Source organism: Streptomyces sp. BE20 (genome assembly GCF_036322525.1).
GTDB lineage: Bacteria > Actinomycetota > Actinomycetes > Streptomycetales > Streptomycetaceae > Kitasatospora.
Window position 1 is genome coordinate 63,112 of record NZ_JAQYWW010001036.1, and the last position, 24,638, is coordinate 87,749.

Here is a 24,638-nt window from a genome sequence, read left to right on the forward strand (position 1 = left end):
AGGACACAGGCAAGCACAGCACCCCTCGCGCGGGCACCTGCATTTCCCGGCTGCCTCCCCGGAGCGAGCACAAACTACCGCACCCGACCGACAACCCCCCACGCCCCGTCGCAGGTGAACGGGGCGCCGGAGGCCGGACGCCGGGGGTCAGCGGTAGTACGGCTCGACGACGGACCGGGCCTCGTCGAGCAGGGCGGGGCCCTCCTGCGGGACGGGCGGCTGATCGCTGCCCGGCCTGATGTCCAGGAGCTGTTCGCCGGACAGGGCGAACACCACCCGCCGCAGGCCCGCCCGCCGGATGACGGCCGCGCACATCGGGCAGGGCTCGCAGCTGGTGTACAGGGTGGTTCCTGCCGCCGTGGCCGGGTCCAGCTCCCGCGCGGCCCACCGCGCCAGCTTCAACTCCGGGTGTGCGGTGATGTCCTGATCGGTGAGGGTCGTGTTGCGGTCCTCCGCCAGGACCGTCCCGTCCGGGCCCGCGAGCAGCGAGCCGAACGGCGGGTTGCCGCCGTCGCGGGCCTCGGCCGCGAGTGCGACGGCCCGTCGGAGGAAGGCGAGGTCGTGGGGTGCGGTCATGACTGCTCCGTCGGGTTGCGTCGGCTGCTGCTTCAACTGTTTCGGCTGTCTCGGCTGTGAGGACGGTGGAGGTGTGCGGCCACCGCTGCGAGCGCCTCCCGGCCCGTCTCCGGGTGGCAGGTCGTGCGCGGGTCCCCGTCATAGGGGTCGAGGACGACGGTCTCCGCGCCCAGCAGCCGCAGCCGGTCGAGGTCGTCCGTGATCTGCTCGATCGTGCCCTCACCGGCCTTCCGGTCCGGGCCGACGATCGGTGCCCCGGTGAGCCGGAGGGCGATCCGTGGCGCGAAGGCCGGTACGGGGAGCCCCAGTTCGTCGGCGACGGCCTTCAGCCTCACCGCCGCCTCGCACAGCCACGGCATGGTGGGCCGCAGCGGGTGCCAGGCGTCACCGAAGCGCACGGCACGCCGCAACCCGGCGTCGCTGTTCCCGCCGACCCAGACCGGGATCCGCCCGGCACCGTAGTCGGCGGTGTCGGCCCAGGCCGCCCGAACGGCCCGGAGGTGGTCGTCGGTCAGCCGGCCGCGCTGTTCGAACGGGATCCCGAGGGCGGCGAACTCCTGCCGTGCCCAGCCCACCCCCACACCGAGGACCAGCCGGCCACCGCTCAGCCGGTCCAGGTTGGCCGCCATCCGCGCGGTGAGCAGCGGGTGCCGGTACGGGGCGACCAGGACGGTCGTGCCGAGCCGGATCCGGGTGGTGACGCCGGCGAGCCAGGACAGGGTGGTGAAGGGCTCGTAGAACGGGGCCGGATACCGCGCGGCGACGTCGGGCGTGATGACGAGGTGGTCCGAGACCATCAGCAGGTCGAACCCCAGGTCCTCGACGGTGCGGGCCCAGCTCCGCAGGGCTCCCGGGTCGGTGCCGGGGCCGAAGTTGTGGATGTTGACTCCGATCTTCACAGCTCGAAGCCTAGTCAGGCAGGACGTGCCCCCAGAAGGGATTCCCGCCGGTCCAGGGGCCGTTCCGCCGTGGATTCACCGGTGATCGTGACCTGTCGCCGGGAATCCCGCGCAGCGCCCTCCCGGGGCCGGCGCGGCGGGTGCGGCCGGGCCTGCGGGCGGACGGGTCGGCCGGCCGTCGCCCGCCTGTGACGGACCGCCCGTTCGCCCCGGCGCTGCCCCTGCTCGGCGCCGGCCCCCTGCCGCGCAGGGGCAGCGCCGGGCCGGCCGGGGCGGCGCAGGTCAGAGGCGGTCCGGGCGGAGCCGGCGGATAGGGTGCGGTGCGGGCGCGGTGACCTTCCGCCGCCCGCCGCGACCCCCGAAGGAGCCCCCACCATGCCGACCGCACCCGCCGCCTCCGCAGCCACCGCCGGGCCGTCGGTCGGACGGTTCGGTCTGGGCACGGCCGCGGTCGGACGGCCCGGCTACCTCACGCTCGGACGCGACCTCGACCTGCCCGCCGAGCGCACCGTCGAGGCGCTCCGGACCCGGACCCACACCCTGCTCGACGCCGCCTACGCGGCGGGCGTGCGGTACTTCGACACCGCCCGCTCGTACGGCCGCGCCGAGGAGTTCCTCGGCGAGTGGCTGGCCTCCCGGCCGGGGAACGTGGCCGACGTGACGATCGGCAGCAAGTGGGGCTACACCTACACCGCCGACTGGCGGACCTCCGGGGTCCCCGCCCACGAGGTCAAGGAGCACTCGACAGCCGTGTTCGACCGTCAGGTCGAGGAGACCCGGACTCTGCTGGGCAGGCGCCCGGACGTGTACCTGGTGCACTCCGTCACGCCCGACAGCCCCGCCCTCACCGACCCCGCCCTGCACACGCGGCTGGCCGGGCTGGCCGCCGAGGGCGTCCGGGTGGGTCTGTCCACCAGCGGCCCGGCGCAGGCCGCGACCGTCCGGTCCGCGCTGGAGGTCGAGGCCGACGGCCGGCCGCTGTTCGCCGCTGTCCAGTCGACCTGGAACGTGCTGGAGCCGTCCGCCGGGCCGGCGCTCGCCGAGGCCCACGCGGCGGGCCTCCTGGTGGTGGTCAAGGAGGGTATGGCCAACGGCCGCCTCGCCGACCGCAACGCCACCGGCCCCGACACCGCCGCGCTGCGCGCCCTCGCCTCCGCCGCCGGCGCGTCCTGCGACGCCGTCGCACTGGCCGCCGCGGCCGCCCGGCCCTGGGCGGACGTCGTGCTCTCGGGGGCGGCCACCACCGGGCAGCTGGCCTCCAACCTCACCGCCGCCGGGCTCGGCCTCACATCGGCGCAGCTCGCCGAGCTGGCCCCGATGGCCGAACCGGCCGAGGCGTACTGGCGTACCCGCGCCGCGCTGCCCTGGGCGTGAGCCCCCCACGGGCCCGCCGAAGGCGACGCGGCGACTCGGCGACTCGGCGACTCGGCGACTCGGCGACTCGGCGACGAGAGAGCGTGACACCGGGAGCGGCGGGAGGCGGGGCCCGCAGCTCCGGGCCGTGGCAACCCGCCCGGCCGCCTCTGCTACGGTCGACGGGCCGGCCGCGGGACTCCGGTGCGACTTCCGAAACGCGCCTCTACAGCACTGATTCGCAGTTCGCGCCCCCATTCCCCGGCCGGCACTCCGGGTCCGGGGTCACGGACGGCAGCACACAGGGGCGGGGAGCGGAACGGTGGAGACGTACGGCGACCTGATCGCCGCCGAGGACGTGCTGCTCTTCGTCAACGCCGCCATCACCGGCACCGGCCAGCGCGAGTTCCACAGCGGCGCGGACGAGCAGCGCCTCTCGCTCGACTTCCTGCACACGTACATGCTCGTCAACTACCGCGGACCGTACGCCGCCGCGCTCGCCCTGGACATCAACGACCACAACGCGGCACTGATCGTCCGGCACCTGCTGGAGAGCGCCCGCGACGCGACCGTCGAACAGCGGCACACCGAGGGCCGGCTGATCGCACGCCGGCTGGCGCTGCTGCCCCCGCAGCGGGTCTACCGGCTGATCGCCGGCCTGCGCCGGGCCAAGGTCAACAACCGCCGCACCCGCGCCATCGTGCGCGACTGGCTCGCCGCCCGCCCGGACCAGGCGTTCGACGCCGTGAAGTACCGCGCCGGCCTCAAGCTGGCGCTGCGCCACACCCACCTGCGGACCGTGGCGGAGGAGACCGGCGACTTCCTGTACGCCCCGCGCCGCCGCGCCCGGTTCGAGGCCCCGCTGCTCGACGCCTGGCGGCGTGCCCACCACCAGCAGTCGGCCCTCTACGAGCTTCCCTACACGGTGGCCGAGGGCTTCGCCCACCGGCACGGCATCCCCCGTGCCGCCTTCCTGGAACGCATCGCCCCGCGGATGACCGCCCTGGAGCGGCTGCGCCTCCAGGAGTCCGCCCGCGACCACGGCGCCGACGCCGTCCGCACGGACCTGTCCCGGATGCCGCTCACCCGGCTCGCCTCGTACGTGCTCGGGCTGCCGCCCGCCGACCGGACGGCCCGACGGGCTGAGCTGACCGGTGCCCTGCGCGGCGCGGCCCTCCGGGCCGCACGCACCGCCGGTGCGCGGGAGGGCAGTTGGGGGCGGGTCACGGCCGTCCTCGACGACAGCTTCTCCTCGTACGGCTCGGGCACCAAGCGTCGGCGGCCGCTCGCCGCCGCCCTGGCGAGCCACTTCCTGCTGGAGGTGCTCGCCGACGAGTACACCGCGCTGTGGACCTCCGGCCTCACGGACGCGCTGCTCGCCCGTCCCTCGGGCCCGACCCCGCTCGGCCGGCGGATCCTCGATGCCCTCGACACCGCACCGCAGCGGCTGCTGATCGTCTCGGACGGCTGGGACAACGCGCCGCCCGGCCTGGCCGCCGAGGTACTGCGGGTCTGGCGTACCCGGCTGGACCCGCAGCGGCGGACCAGCATCGTGCACCTCAACCCGGTCTACGACGCCGAGGACTTCGACGTCCGGCGCCTCGCCCCGACCGTGCCCACCGCCGGGCTGCGCGACGCCGAGGACCTGCCGGCGCTGGTCGAGTTCGCCCGGTTCGCGGAGGGCCGTACCGACCTCACCGAGCTGACGGACCACCTGGCCGTCCGCACCGAGCGGTTCCTCGCGGCGGGAGCAGGCCGATGACCACCGTTCCGCCGGCGTTCCGGCTCGACCTGGCCGGCCTCGACACCCGGCCCGCCCAGGTGTGGGGCGGCGTGCGGCTGGTGCCGCTGGTCCGGGACGAGCCGGTCGATGGTCTCCGGCTCCGCCAGGAGCTCTACGAGGACGAGTTCGCCACCGTCGCGGTGGGCCGCCGCGACACGTACAGCTCGTACGTCCCGCACGGCTTCGTCGCGGACTGGAGCGGGGACGGCACCCCGGCGGCGGCGTACGGGACCCGGCTCGACACGTCGTCGCCCGGGACCCCGCCGGAGCTGGTCGAGGTGCACGCACCGCGCCGGATGACCAAGCGGGCGGACCGGACCCGCCTGCGCTTCCTGCCCCTCCACCTCGCCCTCGAAGGCTACCTCTCCCTGCACTTCGGCGGCCCGTCAATCTCCTGGGAGCAGTGGTCCGAGCACGCCCTGCGGCGCGGGCTGTCCCCGCGCGCCGAGGAGGCGTACGGCGGCGCCCAGGTCCGCGGACTCGCCGACGCCCTGCGGCAGTTCGAGATCCACCCCGGCCAGTGCGGCGTCGTGCTCTACGTCGCCGACGCGCTCGCCGCCGCGTTCGCCGTCCCGCACCCCGACGACTACCGGGCGCTGCACCGGAGCCTGCTCCTCGACCTCTACGGCGAACTGATCCACCACTACGGCGTCCTGAGCACGCCGGTCCCCGACTTCCGGGCCGACCTGCGGGCGGCCGGTCCGGTCGACTCCCCGGCCGCGCTCCGGGCCGCCGTCGAGCAGCAGGAGCGCGCCTGGGCGGAGTTCCACGACACGGCCATGGCGGGCGGACTGCTGGACGCCGACTACCGGCGCCGGACGGTGTACCGGCTCGACCGTTTCACCCTCTCCCGTTTCCTGCCGGACTTCCGGCCCAAGCGGGAGAACCACATCGGTGAGGCGATCACCGACGAGGACGGCCGGATCGCCTACCTCAAGTCCTTCCGCCTCTCCGAGAGCCAGGTCCGCCGGGGTCACCTCCTCGACCGGCTCGCCGCCCACGACTGGCACCTCCCGGCCACCGCCGGGGCCCTGGGCCTCACCGAGGCCCAGCTCGGGCTCCGTCTGGAGTCGGCCGGCTTCGGCGCGCTCCTGCGCCAGGACGTCCTCGACCACTACCGCCGTCACGCCCGCACGGACGGGCGGTAGGGCGGGCGGTAGGGCGGACTCCACGGGCCGTCGGGGGTCGGGTGCGGGCACGCGCCGTGACGGCGCCCGTGATCGGCGGGCCCGGTCCGGTGACCGTCCGTGGGCATCGTCGGTGGGCGCCGTCCGTGGGCATGGTGCGGTGACCGTGGGCGGAGGATGATGGGAGAAGGTTCGTAGAAGGACGGTCGGCGATGACCCGACACCTGCCCCGCTCGGCCGGCGCGAGCGGCTCCGGCCCTGCCCGGCCCCCCGCGCACCGGCCCCACCGGCCCCACCGTGCCCGGAACCGCCCCGGAGGCGGCCGGCGATTGCCGTTAGGGACCGGCCGGCCGGTGCTCCTCGCCCTGGCCGCGGCGCTGCTGGGCGCGGTGGTCGCCGTCGTCTCCGTGCTCTTCGCCCCGGCCGCGCAGGCCCGGGCAACGGTGCGCCTCGACCCGGACCACGGCCCGGCGAAGACCCGGGTGACGGTCGGGGGCGACGGCTTCCGGGCGTGCCTCCCCGGGACCGCCACCGTGCAGTTGGCCTGGGACTCCTCACCGGCCGGAACGGCCCAGGTCGGGTCGAAGGGCCGCTTCACCGGAACCGTCGACGTCCCCGCGAACGCCTCTCCGGGTGCCCACGAGGTGACGGCCCGCTGTACCGCTCCGCCGTCACCCGGCACACCGTCGTCACCCGGCACACCGGAACCGCCCGACGACGGCCCGGTCGTCTCCGCGCCCGGCCCCGCCGCCGCGCCCCCGCCCGCCGCCGCGGCGGTGACCGTGTCCGCGACGGCGACGTTCACGGTCGAGGCGACGGGGGACGAGGTGACCTCCACCCTGGCCCTGGAGCCGGCGAGCGGACCCGCCGGGCGGCAGTTCACCGCCGGGGGCACCGGTTTCCACTGCACGAAGAGCGCACTCGTCGTGGTGCGGTGGGACGGACAGGTGGTCGCGCGAGGCGCACCCGCCGCCGACGGTTCCTTCAGCCGTCCGCTCACCGTGCCGGCCGACACGCCGCCGGGCGAGCACCCGGTGACGGCGTCCTGCGGCCCCGACTCCCCGTACCACGCCGAGGCGACGTTCACAGTGACCCCTCCCGGCGGGAGCGGTTCGACCGGATCCCGGGACGGCCGGCCCGAGCTGCGCGCCGCCCCCGCGAGCGGACGGGTGGGCGAGCCGGTCGCGGTCACCGGCGCCGGCTTCGCCTGCCACGGCACCGAGGTCGAGCTGTCCTGGAACGGCACCACCTGGCGGCGGGTCGCCACCGACGACGGCGGACGGTTCACCACGACCACCCGGATCGCCGACGACGCCCGGCCGGGCCGTTACACCCTGCACGCGGTGTGCCCGGCCTACCCGGCCATGGCGGACGACGCCGCGTTCGAGATCCTGGCGCCCGGCCAGGGCAGCGACCCGGCCACGGGCAGCGACCCGGGAGCGGGTGGCGACCCTGGCGCGGGTGGCGACCCTGGCGCGGACGACGCGACGCCCACCACCTGGGTGGTCGGCCCGGCAGCCGGTGGTGCGGCCGTGCTGGCCGCCGCCGCCGGGGCCTACGTCCTCGGCCGACATCGGGGCCCGCGCTGGGCCTCCGGGCACGTCGCCGTCGAGCCCGCCCCCGGTGAACCACCCCGGCCGCGGGTGGACGAGACCGACGACCCGGCGGGCCCGACCCGCACCGTCCGGCTGGAGCCGCGATCCGATCCCGGCACCCACCGCGTCGAGGAGCACGAGGAGGAGGAATGACCGGCGCCACCCTGACCGACCCGGCCACCGCGCGGGACCTGCTGTTCTCGGCGGAGGCCGGCAGCGCCGTGGACGCGCTCACCGGGGCCCTGCGCGAACAAGGCACCGTCGATGCCCTGATGCGCGGTGTCCCCCGGTTCACCGGCGCGGCCGGGCGGGCCGTCGAACACGAAGTGGCCGCGGCGCTGGACGGCCTGCTCGGCCGGAACCTGTTCGAGTGCGCCGCCTCCGGCTGGAGCCGGTACGCGGCCCTGACATCGGCTGCCCGGCGCACCCGGGCCGCCCCCGACACCGAGGAGGTCGTGGCGCTGGCCAGGCACCGCATCACCTCGACCAACAGCCCGCACGTCGACCTGCTGGTGGACGGCACCCCGGTCGGTTCGGTCCGGATGGCGCTGGCCCTCGTCATCGAGCTGGACGGCGTGGTGGCCGTGGTGCGCCGCACCCGTCTGGCGGAGATCCGGGCCGGGAACTGCACCGTCACCGGCGCGCTGACCGTCGAACGGCAGACCGTCGCACAGCGTCGGCTCACCTACGACCTGCCCGGCGCGGTGCACCTGCGCCACGGGATCCCGCTGCTGTCCGACGAACCGGAGGCGGCGGATCCGCCGGTCCCCCGGATCCCCCCGATGCCGACGGCGCCCCCCGCACCGCAACCCCTGTCGCCGCCCCCGCCCGCACCGCCGGGCGCGGACCCACGCGCCTCGTGACACGGTCACACCGCGGCCACCGGCCCGTCGGCCTCCCCGCTGACGGGCCGGCGGAAAACGAGGTGCGGGGCCGAGCGGGCGCGCAGTAGGGTCGGCGCGATGATGACTCCTCCTTCCAGATCGGGGGTCCCGTCCGCGCGAAGTGAGTGCTGATGCTCACTCGAACCGCGAACGGGGACACCCGGCTTTCCTTCTGGCAGCGCGTGCGCGAGTTCGCCGTGCCGCCCACCATGATCGAGACTTCGACCGCCCGCCGCCTGGTCGGTGACTGGGCCGGGGCGTGTGCGGCCGCAGGTGTCGATGTCGACCTGGACCTGCGATCCGTCGCACGCGCCCACGGCAGCGATCTCGCGGCGCTGGTCCGCGGCGATCTGCGGCACCTGGCGCCGGACCTGTTGCGCTGGCACCTGCCGAGGGTCGCCCCGGACGGGCTGCTGCGCCCCGGGCTGACCGTGCCGCTGGCACGGTACGGCGCGGGCGCGGTGCAGCTCGTGGTCCGGACTCCCCCGGCCTGGGCGGATGCCGGCCAGCGGATCGGCCTCGCGCTGTGGGACGCGTCCCGCGCCGGGTCCCGCGACCGCCGACATCCGCATCCACACCCCCACCCGCATCGGAGGTTCCGGTTCGACCTGCACCGACACCTCTGGGACGCCCGCCGGGCCCACGAGCTAGGGAAACGGGCCGGCGCCGATCGGCCGCCCGCGGACCGGATCCCGGTGCCCCCGAGGTTCGCCTGCGCCGTGGACCGGTGGGCGGCGGAGGCGGGAATCCTGCTCCGCGCCGAGGGCCGGCCCCCCGGGGCCGTGGCCGTTCGTCTCGGTTCACGGCAGCGGCTGGTCCTCGACCTGCTCGCCGACGGGGTCGGGCTCACCGTGACTCCGTCCACCGCCGACCGGGCCGCCGGGCTGCCGGTACTGCCCGATGCGGCGACCTGGGTGCTGCCGGACCCGGAGCTGCTCCGGGCCGGGCTGATCCGGCCCGATCGCCTGCACCCCCTGGTCGCCGCGGCGTTGGCTCCGGGCCACCGGCCCGCCCCTGCCCCGGCGGGGGCGCCCGACCCCGCCGGGGCACCCCACCCGGTGGAGTGCCGGGGAGCCCTCCACCGGATCGGGCTGGTCGGCGGGGTGCTGGTCCCGCTGGACCACGACCCCGCCGAGATCCGCAGGGAGGAGTTGCTGGCCTCCCTGACCGGCACGCCGCTCCCCTGTCTCCAGGTCATCGACCGGGCGCACCGTCACCCGGAGAACCTCGACGACGTCCGCGCACGCCTCGCCCACGGCGACACCGCCGGTGCCCTGGCCGTCGTCGAGGGTCTGCTCGGGCCCGAAGCGCTGCTGCGCGACGGTGCCTTGCGGGACGACCTGGAGGAGGCGGCCCGACGGCGCATCGTCTACGGGCTGTTCCGCGCCGGCCTGGTCGGTTCCCGGCCGGAGCACGTCGGCCGGCCGGGCCTCCGACGCTCGCGCGGCCGCCGCTCGCGCCCGCGCCACGCCGACTCCCGCTGACCCGCCCCAGCACCTCGCCCACCCACCCGCCGTGAACCGGAAGGTCGTCACCCATGCCTGTTTCCACACCCCTGTCCACCATGCCCGCCACAGCCCCTGCCGCCTCTCGACTCGACGTCGCCGCAGACCTGTTGACCCTGCTCGGCGACACCGCCACCGAACCGCGCCCGGACACCCGGCTGGAAGCCCTGACCCTGGCCGTCGCCGCCGACCTGCCGGTACTGCTCTGGGGCGAGCCCGGGATCGGCAAGACGGCAGCGCTGACCCGGCTCGCCGAAGCCCTGGACCTCCCGCTCACCACCGTGATCGCCAGCGTGCACGAGCCGTCCGACTTCTCCGGGCTGCCCGTCGTCGGGGACGACCCCGCCGAGCAGGGCGTCCCCATGGCCCCACCGGACTGGGCGGTCCGTCTGGTCCGGGCCGGACGAGGACTGCTCTTCCTGGACGAGCTGTCCACCGCGCCACCGGCCGTCCAGGCGGCCCTGCTGCGGCTGGTCCTGGAACGGCGGATCGGCGCGCTCCGGCTCCCGCCCGGCGTCAGGATCGTGGCCGCCGCCAACCCGCGCTCCTCGGCGGCGGACGGCTGGGAGCTCAGCCCGCCGCTGGCCAACCGGTTCGTCCATCTCCAGTGGACCCACGATCCCGAGGTGGTGATCCGCGGCCTCGGCGGGACCTGGCCGCGGGCCACCCTGCCTCGGCTCGACCCCCAACGCCTCACCGGGGCCGTGGACTTCGCCCGACGCGCGGTGTGCGGGCTGCTGACCGCCCGCCCCGCACTGGTCCACCGGCTGCCCGAGAACGAGACCCGGCGCGGCGGCGCCTGGCCGTCACCGCGGAGCTGGGAGATGACCCTCCGGCTGATCGCCTTCGCGACCGCCGCCGGATCCGACCGGGAGGTGCTGTCCCTGCTGGTCCGTGGCACGGTGGGGGACGGACCGGGCCTGGAGCTCCTGGCGAGCGTGGACCGGATGGACCTGCCCGATCCCGAGGCGCTGCTCGCCGACCCCGTGGGCGCCGAGCTGCCCGAACGGGGGGACCTCCGGCAGGCCGTCCTCGACGGCGTGGTCGCGGCGGTCCGCCGGCGCCCGGAGCGGTCCCGCTGGGACGCCGCCTGGGCGCTGCTGGTCCGGGCGGTGGAGACCGGGGCTCCGGACCTGGTGGTGGTGCCCGCGACCACGCTCGCCGCCCTGCGCCGGGAGGACTGGGACGTGCCCGCGTCCATCGAGGGACTCGCCGGGGCGGTGGCACTGTCCCGACGGGCCGACCGCGCGGCCGGGCGGGTGGCCGCCGCGTCCGCCGCGAAGGCGGGCCGATGAGCACGCCCGTGCGGGACACCGCACCCGACACCGCCTGGGACATCGCGCCCGCCACCGCCCGTGACGCCGCGTGGGACGACGATCCGGACACCGCCTGGGACAGCGTGCCCGAGGCCACGCCCGGAACCCTCCGGAACGACGATCCCGACACCGCCTGGGACATCGCGCCCGACACCGGCCCGGCGGGCGGGCCCGGAGCCGGGTCGGCGGCCGGGCCCGCCCCGGTGACCGAACGGCCGACGACCGCGCCGCGGGCACCCACGGCGCTGGACCTCGACAAGCTGTTCGCCGCCCGCCTGCACGCCGCCCGGGTCCGCCCCTACCTGGCGACGGCCCTGTTCGCCCTCCACGTCGTGGAGTCACGGCAGGTCCCGACGATGGCCGTCGACCGGCACTGGCGGTGCTACGTCTCGCCGGCGTTCGTCGCGCTGACACCGGTCGAGGAGCTGGCCGGTGTCTGGGTGCACGAGGTGTCGCACCTGCTGCGCGACCACCACGGGCGCAGCGACCGGGTCGCGCGGGAGCGCGGGCTGACCGGTCCGGGCGAGCGGCTGCGCATGAACATCGCCGCGGACTGCGAGATCAACGACGACGTGTTCGGGGACGGGCTGGTCCGGCCGGAGGGGGCGGTCGAGCCGGCGGCCCTGGGGCTGCCCGAGGGCGAGTTGATGGAGGACTACCTGCGCCGATTCCGCCTCGGACCGCAGATGCAGGACGTGGCGTGGCTGGACTGCGGCAGCGGCGCGGACGGGCTGGACCGGACGTGGGACCTCGGGCCGGACGGGGCACACGGCCTCGGTCCGCACGAACGGGACGCGGTGCGGTTCCGGGTGGCCCAGGGCATCAACGGCCGTCCGGGGTCGGCGCCGAAGGGGTGGCGGCGGTGGGCGACGGAGGCGTTCCACGCGCCGCAGCCGTGGCGGGAGCTACTGGGGTCGGCGGTCCGCTCCGCGGCCTCGGGCACCGGCGCGGGCCAGGACTACAGCTACGGCCGGCCGTCGCGGCGCTCGGCGTCGGTGCCCGGCGCCGTGCTGCCGAGCCTGCGGCGCAGGCCGCCGCAGGTGTCCGTGGTGATCGACACGTCCGGGTCGGTCAGCGACGCCGAGTTGGGGAGCGCGCTCCTGGAGGTGGCGGCGATCGCGCGGGCCGTGGGCGGACGGCGCGACCTGGTCGCCGTGCTGCCGTGCGACGCGGCGGCCCGCGCGGTGCACCAGCTGTGCCGGGCCGAGGGGATCCCCCTGGTGGGCGGCGGGGGGACGGACCTGCGGACGGGCTTCGCCGCGGCTCTCCGGGCGCGGCCCCGTCCGGACGTGCTCGTCGTCCTGACCGACGGGCAGACACCGTGGCCGGACGCCCGGCCGGCGTGCCGGACGGTGATCGGGCTGTTCTCCCGGGGGCGCGCGGGCACCTCGTGGCGCGAGGACGATCCCGGCTACCGGCCGGACGTCCCGCCCGGGTGGGCCCGGGTGGTGGAGATCGGCGGCGTCGCCCCCGCGACCCGCTGAGTCCTGCGGAGCGCCGCGCGCGCCCGGGTCCGTCCCGGCGGCTCTCCGCGGGACTCAGCGAGGTCTCCCTACCCCAACTCCTTGACGAAAGCATGACATTGACGCACCATCATGCTGGCGCGCGCCGCAGTTCCTCCCCTGTTCCGTCCCTACGGATCCCCCACAGGAGGACAGTCATGCGACTGCCCCGCCGAGGGAAGCCCGCCGCGGCCACCGCCGTCCTGCTGGCCCTCGCACTCGCCTCCCCGCTCACCGTCCAGGCCGCCGCGAACCCGGTGGCCGCTCCGTCCGCGGTCGCGGACCGAGCCGGTGCGGCCGACTCCGCCCGGCAGTACCGCCTCGACGGGCCCCGCACCGTCGCCGAGCGCACCGCCGTCGCCGCCACCGGCGCCTCCGTCGACGCCGTCCGGCCCGACTCGGTCACCGTCACCGCCACCCCCGCCGAGGCCGCCCGCCTCCGGGCGCTCGGCTGGGCCCCCGTCCTGCTGCCCGGCCCCCTGTACGGCGCCGAACCCGGCGAGCAGGGCGTGGGGGCGTCGGTGTACGACTTCCCGTCCGCCGACTCCGGCTACCACAACTACGCGGAGGCCGCCGCCGACATCGACGCCGTCGTGGCCGCCCACCCCGCCATCATGAGCAAGCGCGTCATCGGCACCTCGTACGAGGGCCGGCCGATCGTGGCCGTCAAGATCAGTGACAACGTCGGCACCGACGAGAACGAACCCGAGGTGCTGTTCACCGCCCACCAGCACGCCCGCGAACACCTCACCGTCGAGATGGCCCTGTACCTGCTCCACGAGTTCGGCGACAAGTACGCCTCCGACGGCCGGATCGCCAACGCCGTCAACAGCCGCGAGATCTGGGTGGTCCCCGATCTCAACCCCGACGGCGGCGAGTACGACATCGCCACCGGCCGCTACCGCAGCTGGCGCAAGGACCGCCAGCCGAACTCCGGCAGCAGCAACGTCGGCACCGACCTCAACCGCAACTGGAACTACAAGTGGGGCTGCTGCGGCGGCTCCTCCGGATCCACCTCCAGCGAGACCTACCGGGGCAGCGCCCCGGAGTCCGCCAAGGAGGCCAAGGTGGTCGCGGACTTCGTCCGCACCCGGGTCGTCGGCGGCAAGCAGCAGATCACCGCCGCCATCGACTTCCACACGTACAGCGAGCTGGTGCTCTGGCCCTTCGGCTGGACCACGGCCAACACCACCACCGGAATGACGGCCGACGAGTACAACACCTTCGCCACCCTGGGCCGGACCCTGGCCGGCACCAACGGCTACACGCCGGAGCAGTCGAGCGACCTCTACATCACCGACGGCTCGATCGACGACTGGCTGTGGGGCGTGCAGCGGGTCTTCGCCTACACCTTCGAGATGTACCCCGGGCCGAACGGCAGCAGCGGCTTCTACCCGCCGGACGAGGTGATCGGGCGGGAGACCAGCCGCAACCGCGAGGCCGTGCTGCGGCTGGTGGAGACGGCGGACTGCGTGTACCGCGCGATCGGCAAGCAGCAGCAGTACTGCGGCATCGCGAGCTGACGGCGGTCCGCGCCGGGCGGGGCCCCGTTCGGGGTCCCGCCCGGCGCGGCCACCCCGGCCGGACGCCGGGGAGCCGACCGCACGGGGGGCGGACGGTCCGGCGGCGACGTCAGGCCGGAGCTCGGCGCCGGGGCGTCAGGCGAGGGCCTGCACTCCGGGGCGCGCGAACCTCGGCGCGGCCGCTCCGGCGGGAGCGGCCACCGGGTCCACGGCACAGAACCGGTCGCGCGCGGGCAGGACGCCGTCGGCCAGGAAGCGGTTGGCCGCGGTGACCGCGCAGGACGGGGTGCCGGGGTCGTAGGCGCCGTGGTTGCCGCCGTCGACCGTGACCATCCTGGCGCGCCGGCCCAGCGTGGACCGCATGGCGAGGGCTCCCTCGTACGGGGTCACCGCGTCGCGGGCGGTCTGCAGGAGGAGGACGTTGGCGGGCCCCCGGTCGGTGATCCGGACCTGCGGTTCGAGCGGTTCGGTCCAGAACGCGCAGGGCCAGATGTTGGCGCCCAGGCCGTCCAGGATCGGGTACGCGGCCCGGCTCGCGGTCACGTTCCGCTGGTAGCGGGCGGTGCTGCGCGGCGCCGGGCTGTCGTTGCAGACCACGGCGAAGAGCGCGGCCACGTCGTTGTCCGCGGGGATCCCGGGCGTCGTCCGGTTCAGCCACCAGTACGGGACCGGGGCGTTGCCGTCGGCGGCGAGGTAGATCCACCAGTCGGCGATCTCCTGGAAGAACGCGGCGTGGTAGGCGTCGAAGCGGTAGATCGCGCGCCACAGGCCGCCGTTGACCGGCCCGGCCACCGGGTGCGTCACCGGGGTGCGGTCGAGCTTCTCGGCGAGGGCGAGGTAGTTCCGGCGCACGGCGGCGGGCGTCGCGCCGAGGTGGAGGTCGGCGTCGCGCGCGGCCGCCCAGGCGGCGAAGTCGCCGAAGCGGGCCTCGCTGGCCTGATCCAGGAGGGCGAAACGTTCCTGCCAGGTGACGTTGGGGCTGACGTTGGCGTCGAGCACGACCCGGTCGGTGCGCCCGGGGAACAGCTCCGCGTACACGGCGCCCAGGTAGGTGCCGTAGGACGCGCTCAGGTAGGAGATCCGCGGCTCGCCGAGGGCGGCACGGATCCGGTCGAGGTCGCGCGCCGTGTTGGCCGTGTTCAGGTGCCGGATCAGCTCGCCGCCGTTGGCCAGGCAGTCCCGGGCGACCTCACGGGCGAACCGCACGTTGGGGGCGATGGAGCCGTCGGGGCCGGGGAACGGGAAGACGAGCTCGTTGGGGTTCTGTGCGGCCGTGCGCCCGCAGGTGACGGGGGTGCTGTAGCCGACGCCGCGCGGGTCGAAGCTGACCAGGTCGTAGCGGTCCAGCACGTCCTGGGGGTAGTCGTTCACGCGGCTGCTCGGGATGTGCAGGCTGGCCACGCCCGGGCCGCCGCCGTTGTGGACCAGGACGCCCCGGCGCAGTCCCGGCTTGGCGGTGTTCAGCCGGGACACCACGATCTCGATGGTCTTCCCGGACGGCGCCCGGTAGTCCAGGGGGACGCGGAGCGTGGCACAGCGCAGGCGGGGGTCCACCGGCGCGGACGAGGGGTCGGGCGGGCAGTCCGCCCAGCTCAGCCGCTGGGCGGGCGGGTTGGGCGCGGCCTCGGCCGGTCCTGCGGCGGCGAGGGCGGCGGCCAGTGCCAGGGCCACCGCCCCGCACACGGATCTCAGTGATGCGTTCAACATGGACTAGACCATAGGGAGGTAAAGTCGCCACGTCATCCCCCTGACGGGGTGCAGGATCAGCCGTCTCACGATGTGTCAATCATGCGTGTGCGGAGCAGATATGGGCCCCGGACGGCACCTCCCGACGCCCGCCCTCAGCGGTCGGCCAGCAGCTCGCGGGTCAACCGGACCAGGTCCGGGATCGCCGGGTGCGCCGGGACTCCGCGCCGCCAGGCCAGCAGCAGGGGCACCGGCGGTGCGTCGGTCAGCGGCCGGTAGGCGAGGGCGGGGTGCCGGTGCAGTCGGGGTGTGGCCGACGTCGAGACGCCCACGGCCCGGCCCACCGCGACGGCCGTGAGCCACTCGTCCGTGTTGGTGACCTCGATCGTCACCGTCGGGCGTACGGCGGCGGGCCAGAGGTCCAGGGTGGTCGTGCCCGCCACCGTGTTCAGCACGAGAGGCCACGCCGCGAGGTCCGCCAGCGTGAGGGCGTCGCGCTCGGCGAGGTCGCTGTCCGCCGGGACCACCGCGACCCGTTCCTCCTCCAGCAGCAGCTCCGTCACCAGGCCCGGCGTCGCCACCTCGCCGCGCAGCAGGGCGACGTCGACCCTGCCCCGGGTGAGCCCGGCCGTCCGGTCGTCGATGCGCCGCAGCTCCAACGGCACGTCGGGGTGCTCCTCGTCCCAGCGGCGCAGCAACGGGATGGTGTGGTCGCCGAGCGCGGCCCAGGGGTGGCCGAGGCGCAGCGGAAGGACCGTCAGGGCGCGGGGATCGAGGGCCGCCTCCACGGCCGCCACCGCGGCGGCGGCCCGGTCGCGGAACGCCCGGCCCGCCGGGGTGAGCTCCAGGTGGTGGGTGGAGCGGTCGATCAGGCGTACGCCGAGGTGGTCCTCCAGTCGGCGCAGCGTCCGCGAGAGCGCGGGCTGGCCGATGTGCAGGCGGGCCGCGGCGCGCGTGATCGTGCCCTCCTCGGCGATGGCGAGGAAGGCTCGCAGGTGGCGCAGCTCCATGGTCATGCGCGGCAAGCATAACCGCGGTCCGATCGGCATTTCCCGCGAGGCGGACGGCTTCCTAGCGTGGAGACATGACGAACACGAGGTCCCACCCGGTCACGGCAGGAGCGGCGGCACGGGCAGCCGCGGGGGCGGCGGCACCGGCAGCCGCGGGAGCGCCCGGCGCGGCCCCGGCGCCGGCCGGCGCCGGTCTCGGCAGCCTCGGCGGCATCGGTCTGGTGGTGGCGGCCGGTCTGTCGGTGCACTTCGGTTCCGCCGTCGCCGCCCTGCTCTTCCCGCGCGTCGGGGCTCTCGGCGTGGTGACCCTGCGGGTGACGATCGCCGCCGTCCTGCTGCTGGCCGTCTGCCGGCCCCGGCTGCGCGGCCACAGCCGTGGGGACTGGGCGCTGGTCGGCGCCTTCGGGGTCGCGCTCGGCGGCATGAACATCCTGTTCTACCAGGCGATCGACCGGATCCCGCTGGGCCCGGCGGTGACCCTGGAGGTCCTCGGCCCCCTCCTGCTGTCCGTCGTCACCGCGCGCCGACCGGTCAGCCTGCTGTGGGCGGGGCTGGCGCTCGTCGGCGTCTTCCTCCTCGGGCGGGACGGCTTCGACGGGCTCGACCCGGCGGGCGCCGGGTTCGCGCTCGGCGCCGGTGCGCTGTGCGCGCTGTACATCGTGTGCAACGCCCGGACCGGGGCCCGGTTCCCCCGGCTGGACGGGCTGGCCCTGGCGATGGCCGTGGCCGCGCTGGTCAGCCTGCCGCTCGGGGTCGCCTCCGCGGGCGGAGCGCTGCTCGATCCGCGGGTCCTGGGACCGGGGCTCGCCGTGGCACTGCTGTCCTCGGGGTTGCCGTACACGCTGGAACTGCTGGCCCTGCGCCGCCTGCCCGCGGCGACCTTCGCGGTGCTGATGAGCCTGTCCCCGGCGATCGCGGCACTGGCCGGGTTCCTGGTCCTCGGGCAGGCCCTGTCGGCCGGGCAGTGTCTGGCGGTCGCCCTGGTGGTGGTGGCCGGTGCGGGGGCGGTGCGGACGGGTTCGGCGGGCCGGTCGTCCGGCTGAGCGGTGGGTGGTGTCCGAGCATCGGACACGATCTTCTACACTACTGACCGGTCATCAGTTCGACGGATGACCGTCATGTCGGAAAACATCAGGAAAATCAGGGGGAACCATGCGTCGCCGCATGTCCGCGCTCGCCGTCACCGCCGTACTCGCGGGAGGCCTGCTCCTCTCCGTGGCGCCCGCCGAGTCCGCCTCGGCCGCCACCCGGGGCTCGTCGGTCTCGGTGAACATCGAGGAGCTCCGGGCCCAGGCCCGCAACCTCCACGCCCAGGCCGACAGGCTCCGCCACCAGGGCCACTACCGCGAGGCCAACGTCACCGAGGCCCGCGCCCAGGCGCTGGACGCCTACATCCAGCGGCTCGTCGACTGCGAGCGCAACGTCCGCTGCTGATCTCCCCGGCGGGGGCCGGACACCCGCCCCCGCCGAGCACTTGACGCCGCACCGCACCACGAGGCCCCCGACCGCGTCGGGGGCCCTCGTCGTGTCCCCGGCGGTCCCGGACCGTCGTCGCGACCGGCGCCACTGCCGTGCCGCCGCCCAGCAGCGCCCCGACCCGCCGTTCCGGGCGGAAGCGTTTCCTCACGTCAGGGGAGTCGGGACGTCGCGGCGCCCCGGATCGGCGGCCGGCCCTGGCGGCGGGGGCGGATCACGGTGCATGGTCGTCCACGGTCCCACCGGACCGTGCGTCACCACACCACCGACAGCGGGGATCCACCATGCGCACCCTCCACCGCACCACCGCCCTGGCCGCCGCAGGCACCGCCGCGCTCGCCCTGACCCTGACCGCCTGCGGCAGGAACGGCTCCGGCACCGCGCCCGCCGCAGCGGCACCCTCCCCCGCGCAGTCGGCGGCCGGACCCGGCGGCGGAGGCGGCACCGGCGGAAGCGCGTCGGCCACGGCCCCGGCCCCGAACGCCGGTGCGGGAAAGACCGGGGCCGGAGGCTCCCCCGCGGGTGCGACGCCCGCCACCGGCTCCCCGACTTCGGCCGCACCGGCGGGCACCTCCGTCCCGGCCTGCACCACGAAGGACGTCAGCATCACCGCCGCCCTCCAGGGCGGACCGCCGTACACCCACCTCGTCCTGACGGCGAGGAACTTCTCCGGCCGCGGCTGCCGGCTCGTCGACTTCCCCCGGATCCGGTTCCTGGAGAGCCACCGCGAGAGCGTCCCCGCCGTCGCCGGGAGCAAGCCCGCCGTGCCCGTCGTCGTCGACGCCGGCACCCCCGCCTACGCGGTCGTCAAGCTGTCCGGCGGCGGGGTCCACGAGACCAACGAGGCCGTGACGTCCTTCACCGTCACCCTCGGCGGCGGGGGCGGGGAGGCCATCGTCAAGGCCCCCGGTCCGGCCGGCATCGCCGTCGACCCGGCAGTCTGGGCCACCGGCTACTGGACCCCGGAGCTGCGCAACGGCGCCGACGAGTTCTAGCCCGAGCACCCGCGCACCGAACGGGACGGAAGGGCCGATCGGGCCGGAAGCGGCCCCGCCCGGGGCGCGGACCACCGCGGCCACCGGGCTTCACCGCGGCCCGGGGCGCCTTCACGTCCTGGGGCGACGGACCCCGAACAGGCCCGTCGCCCCGGGACGTGAAGGCGGCCCGGGGCGACGGGGGTCACAGGCCGGCCGAGCGGTCAACCGCAGCGGCCGGGCGGGCGGGTCAGCAGGTGACGACGGTCGCGGCCGTCGCCACCGACGGCGGCCAGCCGAACTGGTCGACGCTGAACTCGGCGTTCACCGCGGTGCCGCAGGGCACCGTGATCACGATGTCGCCGACAGAGCGGCCTCCGACCGGCACCAGGACGTTCGGCGTGATCGGCGGCTGCGGGGGCAGGCTGACGGCGTTGCCGGACAGCCGGAAGCCGACGTTCTGCGCCACCCAGCTCGGGTTGGTCGGGTAGGCGTTGCCGTAGAAGCGGACCTGGTTACCGGTCACCTCGATACACGCCCGGGTCTGGAGGAAGCCGGGCGCACCCGGGCTCCCGCAGGTGACGACGGCACCGACCGGACCGGTGGGTGCGGTGACGGCGGACGCGGACTGGGTGCCGGTCAGTGCGGCCAGGGCTGCCACGCCGGCCAGGACGGCGGAAAGACGCTTCATCGGATTCCCTCCCTCGTAACGGTGCCCTCGACGGACGTCGAGGGCACCCATGTGACATGTCACATCGTTCTGGGAGGAAGCATGGCAGCCATCCACGAACGGAGCGCCCGATTCGGAAAAGGAAGCACGCCATCCACCCGCCCCGGCCGCCGAATGACCGGAGGACGACCACCGGATGGCCGGAACGGCCTGTCATGTCCCCCGGACCGCGACCCGGGGCGCACCGGAGAAGCCCCCGGCCGGACCCCCGCCGGGCCTAGCCGGTTTGGCGGTACCCCGGTGCCCGCCCCGGACATGTTCGTGCACGCTGGATCCAGGACGTGGACGGCCGGCCCGCCGGACCGCCGGCAGGCCGCCGCACTGACGGGAGCACAGCATGATCGGAACACCCGGTTCCCCCGGCGCGACCCCCGGCCCCGGGGAGCCGGAACCGCCCGGCTGCGCGGACGACCCCACGGCCGCGCTGCGGGACATGTTCGTGGACCGGACCCAGGGCGCACGGATCGCCCGCGGCCAGGACCCCGCGCAGCGTCCGGTGTTCCTCAAGCCGCACGGGGCGGCCCGCGGCGTGCTGACCGTCGACCCCGACCTCCCGCCCGAGCTGCGCGTCGGCTTCCTCCAGGCCGCCCACGAGCGGACCGACGGACTGACCGCCTGGGTCCGGTTCTCCGGCGACACCGTGCCCGGCCGGCCCGACCTGCGCACGACCCTCGGCGTCGGCATCAAGCTGTACGAGGTCCCCGGCCCGAAACTGCTGGAGGGCGAGTCCGGGGCCGACACCCAGGACCTGCTGCTGCAGAACCACGACGTCTTCTTCGTCGACACCGCGCGCGACATGTGCGAGTTCACCCGGGCCGGCGTCGTCGACGGCGACTACGAACCGTACCTGCGGGAGCACCCCGTCACCCGGGAGATCCTCGACGCGATGGCCAAGATCGAGGAGAGCGTCCTGACGGCCACGTACTGGAGCGTGCTGCCCTACTCCTTCGGTCTCGAACGCTTCGTCAAGTACCGCCTGGTGCCGGCCGGATGCGAGCCCGGCGACCCGGACGCGGTACCCGCCGACGAGGACCCCGGGTACCTGGGCGCCGACCTGCGGCACCGGCTCGCGGCCGGCCCGGCGGCCTTCGACCTGATGCTCCAGTTCCGCGACGATCCGCCCCGGATGCCCCTGGACCGGGCCACCGTCCGCTGGGAGGAGTCCGACGGCCGGCCGGTACGGGTGGCCCGGCTGGCCCTCCACAAGCAGGACGTCCGCGCCCGCGGCCAGGCCGCCTACGGGGAGAACCTCGCCTTCAACCCGTGGCACAGCCTCGCCGAACACCGCCCGGTGGGCAGCATCTCCGACGCCCGCAGGACGGTCTACCTGGCCTCGGCCGCGCGGCGCCGCGACGTGAACGGCATCCCCGCGACCGAACCCGGCCCCGCCCGCCCCCAGCTCACCCCGCCGCCCGGACGCGACACCCGGATCGTCCGGGCCGCCGTGCACCCCGCGATCGGCGTGGCACGGGTCGGCGACAGCACGGACGAGTACGTCCTCGCCCCGGAGACCGAGGACGCGCCCGCGCTGCCCACCGGCAGCTACAAGGACGCCGCCGGCGCCCTCAAGCGCCAGGCCGTCCGCTTCCGCGTGTACGGCTACAACGCCGCCGGCGAGCCGGTCGCCGAACTCACCGCCGACAACGCGGACCTGCGGTGGACCGTCCACGTCGCCAACTCGAAGGCCGCCTGGTACCAGTTCCAGCTGGCCCTCGACATCCCCGAGGCGGAGCGGGCCGACGACAGCCTGCTGCGCAACCCCAAGGTCCCGGCCGCGCAGCGCGGCCGCCTGGTCATCGACCCCGGCCCGCGCTCGGTGCGCGGCCGGAACCGCTCCGGCCTGGCCGAGTACCGCTTCGACACCGGCACCTTCCTCGACCGGCCGGTCTACCTCGGCGAGCTGCGCACCGACGACAGCGGCCGGCTGCTCTTCCTCGGCGGGCGCGGCGTCTCCGCCTCGGCCACCGACACCCCAGCCGACACCTTCGCCAACAACGACGGCTGGCACGACGACGTCTCCGACGGCCCGGTCACCGCCGAGGTCCGCATCGACGGGCGGACGGTGCCGGTCGAGCCCGCCTGGGTGGTCACCACACCGCCCAACTACGCGCCCGAACTCACCTCGGTACGGACCATGCACGACCTGGTGCGCGACGCCTTCGTCACCGCCGGCCTGCTTCCCGCCCCGCAGCAGGTGTCGTTCACCCGCGACGTGCTGCCCGTGCTGCGCCGCCTCTGCGGCCTCCAGTGGGTCAACCACGGTCTGGCCGTCCAGTTCGGGCACGGCGGGTTCGCGAACTTCCTCGCCCCCGGCCGGCTCGCGGAGCTGGCCGACCCCTCGCCCGCCCACCGCGAACTGCGCCGGCAGGTCTGGGCCACCATGCGCGCGTACGACCGGGACGGTATGTCGCCCGTACCGTGGCCGTCGATCTACGGCGACGCGATGAACCTGCCCCCGGACTCCGAGCGCCAGCACGTGACGCTCTCCCCCCTGCAGTACCGCCTGCTGGACCGCTGGGCCGACGGCGACTTCACCGCCGACCACGACCCGCAGGCATCCCCGCCCCGGTCCCTCGACGAACTCCCGCTCGCCCGGCGGCCCGAGGCCCTCGACCGGGCCGCTCTGTCCTTCTGCCTCGCCGACGCGTTCCACCCCGGGTGCGAACTCACCTGGCCGATGCGGCACACCACGCTGTACAGCCGGCCGTTCCGGGTGCGCCACCGCGACCCGGGGGCCCCGCGACCGGCGTCCTACGGGCCGAAGCTCACCCCGGAGATCGCGCTCTCCGTCGGCGGTCCGCTCTACGCCCAGGGCCCGGGCGACCTGACCCGGTGGATGGCCGTGCCGTGGCAGACCGACACCGCCAGCTGCCTCTCCGGGTACGGCTACGGCTCACCCGGCTTCGGCCCCAAGTACGACCCGTACCTCCCCACCTTCTGGCCAGCCCGGGTGCCCAACCACGTCCTCGCCGAGGAGGACTACGACGTCGTGGTCGACACCTCCCGTCCGGTCGCGGAGCGGCTGGCGGCCTTCGAGAAGCGGCGGACCTGGCTCCGCTGGCTGCCCTCCGGCTACCTCAACACCATCAACGCGATGGTGAAGGACTTCGGCAGGCTCGGTCTCGTCGAGCGCCGCCCCGGTGTCGAGGACGACCCCCGGTTCCCGGCCGAGATGCTGGTCGAGTCGGAGGTCTCCTTCCCCCGCGAGCCCGCCCCGCCGGCCACCCGCAACCTGGTCACCCTGCACGTGCCGCTCGGCGCCGACCCCGACCTCGGCGGGTCCGCGCTGGCCAGCGCAGTCACCCTGGCCGAGCAGCCCGACGAGGAGGTGTCGGCGGGCTACATCGACAAGGTCGTACGCCTCCGGCGCCGCCGATGACCGCTGTCCGGCGCGCGCCCGGGGACGTCGACGCCGCCGTGGCCGGCGGGGGCCCGGCGGGCGCCGTCGCGGCGCTGGTCCTGGCGGGCGCCGGCCACCGCGTCGTGCTCCTCGACGACGGCGGCCCCGCCGGGACCGGCCTGCCGGGCCCCGGCGGCGACCGCCGCAGCGGCGGAGCCGGGTTCCGGATCGGCGAGTTCCTGCCGCCCGCCGCCCGCCCGCTGCTGCGCGATCTCGGCTTGCTGGACGCCTTCCTGGCCGCCGGGCACCCCCGCTCCACGGGGACCTTCGCCGCCTGGGGTTCGGCGGCCCTGCACGGCCGCAGTCACCTCTTCGACCCGTACGGCCACGGCTGGCACCTGGACCGGCTCCGATTCGACGCGTTCCTCCGGGACGCGGCGGTCGCGGCCGGCGCCGAGGTCCGGCGGGCCGGCGTCCTGGGGCGGCGCGACGGCGGCCGTCTGGTCGTCCGCGACCGGGACGACGGCGCCGTGCGGGAGCTGCGCAGCCGGTGGACGGTCGACGCCACGGGCCGCCGCTGTGTCATCGGCCGCCGGCACGGCCTGCGCCACCGGCAGGACCGCCTCGTCGCCGTCTACACCGTGTTCGGCGTCCGCCGTCCCGAGAGCGCAGCGAGCGCAGGGAGCGGACAGAACGGCGAAGGCGGGGAGGAGGTCGGCGCACGCCGGACGGGGGACCGCGAGGCGCGCACGCTCGTCGAGGCGGTGCCGCACGGCTGGTGGTACACCACCCTCGTCCCGGCCGGCCGCCTGGTCGCCCACCTGACCGACCCCGACCTCGCGGACCCGGCACTCCGCACCCCCGAGGGCTTCTGGCACGGCGTCACCCGGACCGACCACGTCCGGCGCCGGGTCGCCGGGTACGACCCCGCCGCGGCCCTCCTCCCCCGCTGGACGCCCGCCCACGGGCTGCGGCTGGAGCCCGCCGCCGGCCCGGGCTGGGTCGCCGCGGGGGACGCCGCTCTCGCCTTCGACCCGCTCTCCTCCCAGGGCATCCTCACCGCGCTGCACACCGGTGCCCGCGCCGGCCGGGCCGTCGCCGACTGCCTGACCGACCCGGGCCGGACCGCCGCCGCACTCGCCGGGTACACCGACTTCCTGGACGGCATCGCCGCCGCCTACACCGGGAACCACGCGCTGTCCTACCGCCAGGAACAACGCTGGGCCGACCAGCCGTTCTGGCGGCGCCGCCACGGCGCGCACCCGGCCGGCCACCCCCCGCACGCCGGACCGCGCGAAGGTGCACCCGCACCGGAAAGCTCCTAGGGTCGGAAGCACGGGGGTGCGACGCGCCGGAACC

19 protein-coding genes are annotated in these 24,638 nt (G+C 75.6%); 14 read left to right on the forward strand and 5 right to left on the reverse strand.

The features are described from left to right. Positions 1–147 precede the first annotated feature (147 nt). The gene (locus PUR61_RS29075; protein WP_329882454.1) at positions 148–576 is read right to left on the reverse strand and encodes a nucleoside deaminase; all 429 of its coding nucleotides are present in this window, start codon (positions 574–576) and stop codon (positions 148–150) included. Between the two features lie 32 nt (positions 577–608). Continuing rightward, positions 609–1,475 (reverse strand): LLM class flavin-dependent oxidoreductase, encoded by an 867-nt coding sequence (locus PUR61_RS29080; RefSeq protein ID WP_329882455.1) that lies wholly within the window; start codon positions 1,473–1,475, stop codon positions 609–611. Between the two features lie 375 nt (positions 1,476–1,850). On the opposite strand from PUR61_RS29080, the gene PUR61_RS29085 reads away from it, so the two are divergent. The 9 genes from PUR61_RS29085 to PUR61_RS29125 all read left to right on the forward strand — a co-directional run bounded on the left by PUR61_RS29085 (position 1,851) and on the right by PUR61_RS29125 (position 14,063). Beyond that, the gene (locus PUR61_RS29085) at positions 1,851–2,849 is read left to right on the forward strand and encodes an aldo/keto reductase (RefSeq protein ID WP_329882456.1); all 999 of its coding nucleotides are present in this window, start codon (positions 1,851–1,853) and stop codon (positions 2,847–2,849) included. Between the two features lie 301 nt (positions 2,850–3,150). Beyond that, positions 3,151–4,590, forward strand: a complete 1,440-nt coding sequence (locus PUR61_RS29090; RefSeq protein ID WP_329882457.1) for a hypothetical protein — start codon at positions 3,151–3,153, stop codon at positions 4,588–4,590. Further along, positions 4,587–5,759 (forward strand): ARPP-2 domain-containing protein, encoded by a 1,173-nt coding sequence (locus tag PUR61_RS29095; RefSeq protein ID WP_329882458.1) that lies wholly within the window; start codon positions 4,587–4,589, stop codon positions 5,757–5,759. Before PUR61_RS29090 ends, PUR61_RS29095 begins: the two co-directional genes overlap by 4 nt. A gap of 332 nt (positions 5,760–6,091) precedes the next feature. Beyond that, positions 6,092–7,486, forward strand: a complete 1,395-nt coding sequence (locus PUR61_RS29100; protein ID WP_329882459.1) for a hypothetical protein — start codon at positions 6,092–6,094, stop codon at positions 7,484–7,486. Further along, entirely contained in the window at positions 7,483–8,196 is a 714-nt protein-coding gene (locus PUR61_RS29105; RefSeq protein ID WP_329882460.1) for a hypothetical protein, read from the forward strand. The genes PUR61_RS29100 and PUR61_RS29105 overlap by 4 nt, the downstream gene beginning before the upstream one ends. 152 nt (positions 8,197–8,348) lie before the next feature. Continuing rightward, entirely contained in the window at positions 8,349–9,701 is a 1,353-nt protein-coding gene (locus tag PUR61_RS29110; protein ID WP_329882461.1) for a hypothetical protein, read from the forward strand. A gap of 80 nt (positions 9,702–9,781) precedes the next feature. After that, positions 9,782–11,017, forward strand: coding sequence for an AAA family ATPase (locus PUR61_RS29115; RefSeq protein ID WP_329882497.1), 1,236 nt, complete (start codon positions 9,782–9,784; stop codon positions 11,015–11,017). Further along, positions 11,014–12,522 carry a vWA domain-containing protein gene (locus PUR61_RS29120; RefSeq protein WP_329882462.1) on the forward strand — a complete coding sequence of 503 codons (1,509 nt, stop codon included), beginning with the start codon at positions 11,014–11,016 and terminating at the stop codon, positions 12,520–12,522. The genes PUR61_RS29115 and PUR61_RS29120 overlap by 4 nt, the downstream gene beginning before the upstream one ends. Before the next feature lie 176 nt (positions 12,523–12,698). Further along, entirely contained in the window at positions 12,699–14,063 is a 1,365-nt protein-coding gene (locus tag PUR61_RS29125) for a M14 family metallopeptidase (protein ID WP_329882463.1), read from the forward strand. 135 nt (positions 14,064–14,198) lie between these two features. Here the strand turns inward: PUR61_RS29125 and PUR61_RS29130 are convergent, their stop codons facing one another. Together PUR61_RS29130 and PUR61_RS29135 are read right to left on the reverse strand one after the other, a co-directional pair. Beyond that, entirely contained in the window at positions 14,199–15,770 is a 1,572-nt protein-coding gene (locus PUR61_RS29130; RefSeq protein ID WP_329882464.1) for an alpha/beta hydrolase, read from the reverse strand. Between the two features lie 134 nt (positions 15,771–15,904). Further along, positions 15,905–16,765, reverse strand: coding sequence for a LysR family transcriptional regulator (locus PUR61_RS29135; protein ID WP_329882465.1), 861 nt, complete (start codon positions 16,763–16,765; stop codon positions 15,905–15,907). A gap of 68 nt (positions 16,766–16,833) precedes the next feature. Between PUR61_RS29135 and PUR61_RS29140 the strand changes: the two genes are divergently transcribed. The 3 genes from PUR61_RS29140 (at position 16,834) to PUR61_RS29150 (ending at position 19,230) form a co-directional block, all read left to right on the forward strand. After that, positions 16,834–17,802, forward strand: a complete 969-nt coding sequence (locus PUR61_RS29140; RefSeq protein ID WP_329882466.1) for an EamA family transporter — start codon at positions 16,834–16,836, stop codon at positions 17,800–17,802. Between the two features lie 109 nt (positions 17,803–17,911). After that, positions 17,912–18,193: a hypothetical protein gene (locus PUR61_RS29145; protein WP_329882467.1), complete on the forward strand. Its 282-nt coding sequence runs from the start codon at positions 17,912–17,914 to the stop codon at positions 18,191–18,193. 326 nt (positions 18,194–18,519) lie between these two features. Beyond that, positions 18,520–19,230, forward strand: coding sequence for a DUF4232 domain-containing protein (locus tag PUR61_RS29150; protein WP_329882468.1), 711 nt, complete (start codon positions 18,520–18,522; stop codon positions 19,228–19,230). A 229-nt stretch (positions 19,231–19,459) separates the two neighbouring features. Here the strand turns inward: PUR61_RS29150 and PUR61_RS29155 are convergent, their stop codons facing one another. Next, positions 19,460–19,900, reverse strand: a complete 441-nt coding sequence (locus PUR61_RS29155; RefSeq protein WP_329882469.1) for a hypothetical protein — start codon at positions 19,898–19,900, stop codon at positions 19,460–19,462. A gap of 376 nt (positions 19,901–20,276) precedes the next feature. Here PUR61_RS29155 and PUR61_RS29160 point away from each other — a divergent pair, with 376 nt between their 5' ends. Together PUR61_RS29160 and PUR61_RS29165 are read left to right on the forward strand one after the other, a co-directional pair. Continuing rightward, positions 20,277–23,318 carry a LodA/GoxA family CTQ-dependent oxidase gene (locus tag PUR61_RS29160; RefSeq protein ID WP_329882470.1) on the forward strand — a complete coding sequence of 1,014 codons (3,042 nt, stop codon included), beginning with the start codon at positions 20,277–20,279 and terminating at the stop codon, positions 23,316–23,318. Next, the gene (locus PUR61_RS29165) at positions 23,315–24,604 is read left to right on the forward strand and encodes an FAD-dependent monooxygenase (protein ID WP_329882471.1); all 1,290 of its coding nucleotides are present in this window, start codon (positions 23,315–23,317) and stop codon (positions 24,602–24,604) included. Before PUR61_RS29160 ends, PUR61_RS29165 begins: the two co-directional genes overlap by 4 nt. Positions 24,605–24,638 lie beyond the last annotated feature (34 nt).